General features: G+C 57.8%; 4 protein-coding genes. 2 read left to right on the top strand and 2 right to left on the bottom strand.

Annotation, left to right across the window (positions count from 1 at the left end; genetic code table 11):
* Both QVO51_RS03000 and QVO51_RS02995 read right to left on the bottom strand, forming a co-directional pair.
* Nucleotides 1-397: hypothetical protein (locus QVO51_RS03000; RefSeq protein WP_288167794.1), on the bottom strand; the 397-nt coding region annotated here is incomplete at its 3' end.
* 86 nt (nt 398-483) lie between these two features.
* A complete protein-coding gene (locus QVO51_RS02995; protein WP_022357175.1) occupies nt 484-1,551 on the bottom strand; it encodes a hypothetical protein in 1,068 nt (355 codons plus the stop codon).
* An 89-nt stretch (nt 1,552-1,640) separates the two neighbouring features.
* Here QVO51_RS02995 and QVO51_RS02990 point away from each other — a divergent pair, with 89 nt between their 5' ends.
* Together QVO51_RS02990 and QVO51_RS02985 are read left to right on the top strand one after the other, a co-directional pair.
* Nucleotides 1,641-1,907, top strand: a complete 267-nt coding sequence (locus tag QVO51_RS02990) for a YabP/YqfC family sporulation protein (RefSeq protein WP_242821780.1) — start codon at nt 1,641-1,643, stop codon at nt 1,905-1,907.
* A 1-nt stretch (nt 1,908) separates the two neighbouring features.
* Nucleotides 1,909-2,400: sporulation protein YqfD (locus tag QVO51_RS02985; RefSeq protein WP_288167793.1), on the top strand; the 492-nt coding region annotated here is incomplete at its 3' end.

Below are 2,400 nucleotides of genomic sequence, written 5' to 3'. Positions count from 1 at the left end.
CTACAGGCTGTGGTGCAGGTGCTGCGGGTTGTGGTGTAGGTGCTACAGGCTTTGGCGTGGACGTTACAGGTGCTGGAGCAGCATCTGCTGCCTGAAGGGGCGGAGGTGCCTGTCTGACATCTGGCTGCTTTTGGGGCTCTTCCTGCTCGTCATCATCGTTGAATTCATCATCCTCGTCCAGGAAGCCAACCCGGTTCAACTGCTTGACGGGAATCCGCTTCAGAGGAGAATAAACGAATTTAGCACAGGAGAAATCAGCGTCTACTAACCCTCGCTTGTCACACAGAACCTTGTTGCCATCCTTGGCACGCTTGCCAAAATCGCAGTATTCACAGTGGGGTGGAATGTCTTTGTCGAAATATTTGCCGCCTCTTTGAAAAATATCAAACAGACCCATTTTAATCACCTCATACAAAACTGATTCGTTCGTTTAGGCGACACCGCACAAAGCCTTGGATGCGCCTTGTGCGGTGTTGTCTGAATCTACATATTATTATAGCATGCTTTCGTGGAATTGTCCAGCTTTTTTTGCGAAAGAATCATAAACGTCATCAGAACCAGCAGAATCGGCAGTAAAGGTGTGGCGCTTTGTGTTATGTGTATGGTTCCGGCAAAGACGGAAACTGCCGCATTCCGCATCCAGAAGGGCGCTGCCAATCTGCACAGTCCGGCAGAAAGCAACGCTGCCAGCAGACGCATGACCAGAAATTCTGCTTTGTGCATCCAGTTTCCTCCGGATGCCAGCAGCTGCATGAACACGCAGATCCCTCCAAAGCTCAGCAGACCGCATACTACCGGCAGCAGGCTCAGCTGCATGACAGGCATCCGGGTGATACTGGAGATCTCCAGGAGGCTCAGGATCCCGGCTTTTACGTCAGCGGACAGCATATCCGGCAGCAGACCGGGCAGGGGAGCCAGCAGCAGCCGGAACAGCAGGATCATGCCGCACATGCCGCACAGACCGGATGCAGCAGCACGGGTGGCGCTGACTACAGCCAGACTGAACGGCAGCACCGGCATTGTCGGGACAGCCGCTGCGTCCGGTTTTTCCGGGCGAAACAGGATTGCCAGGATCAGGTTTGCCAGCATGCCGCTCAGAAACAGCAGACTGCCTGCCGGCGTGTTGGGATACAGAGCCGTCCCCACCAGGGACAGCACAAAGGCAGGGCCGCTGCCAAAGCAGACCCCGGCAAGCCGGGCGGCACGGCGGAGCGGAATTTCTCCCTGCCCCACCAGATCCGTCAGCATCTGCACTCCCACCGGATACCCAGCCAGTTGGCTGCACAAAAACACGGCAAATTCCCCTTCGGTCATGTGCAGCACATGCCACGCAATGGGACGGAACAGCCGCCCCAGCTTTTGGTGCAGCCCCATCCGCAACAGCACGCCTGTGAGGATCAGGAATCCGTACAGGGAGGGTATGATCTGGAGCATGCAGACCTGTATGCCCGTCCGGATGGCTTCTGCTGCCGCTGCTCCATGCCGCAGCAGTGCCCAGCCAGCGATGCACAGCCCCGTCAGCAGGCACAGATTGTGTGTGGATTGTCGCATAAGCCACTCCTTTCCGGGGATTTTCCCACTGGTACAGCCTATGGCTGGCAGGGCATTTTTATGTCCCCGGGGACATATACTTGCCTGAGGTGATGAGCATGGGCAAACGAGGGTTGGAACGAGCCATGGACTTTTGCAGCCTGAGCACCACGCTGCACATTGTGGAGAACCGGGATGTACTGGTGGAGAACTGCCGCCGGATCCTGGAATTGAACGATGTGCTGGTGCGGCTTCGGACGGGAAGACTGTCCATACAGATCTGGGGGCAAGGACTGACAGTTACGGATCTGAATGCCGGAGGCGTCCGGGTCAGCGGGGAGATCCGGAACGTGGAGCTGACTCCGGTGGGTGCCTGAAATGCTGGGGGCAAGGGTATCCATCCGGGTGGAGGGGGCGAACCTGTCCGGATTCATGCAGGGGCTCCGGGAGAATGGGGTGATCTGCGCAGATCAGCGCTGCCGGGAGGGGGCGTTTTCTGCGGCCCTGCCTGCGGGACATCTGAAAAAAGCCCGACTCCTGGCGCAGGAACACAAGGTGCAGCTGACGGTGACGGAACGGCGGGGACTGCGGTTTTCCTTTTACCGGATCAAGTTCCGGTATGGGGCGGCGCTTGGAGTTCTGGGGATTCTGCTGGTGTTTTTCTGGGTGTCCAATCTCATCGTAAAGGTGGAAGTGACGGGAAATGCAGCCGTGCCGGAGGCACAGATTCGACGGGTGCTGGAGGAGATCGGCATCGACCAGGGGGCATGGATCCCGGGCATCGATTTCCGCATGTGCGAAACAAAGCTGCGGCTTGCCATTCCGGAGCTTCGCTGGGCAGGCATCCGGCATACCGGGGGGAGAGTTGTG

This window comes from Ruminococcus sp. CAG:379, assembly GCF_000434255.1.
Taxonomy (GTDB): Bacteria; Bacillota; Clostridia; order Oscillospirales; family Ruminococcaceae; genus Ruminococcus_F; species Ruminococcus_F champanellensis.
The sequence above is the reverse complement of the archived record's forward strand: the minus strand, read 5'-3'. Positions and strand labels throughout refer to the sequence as shown.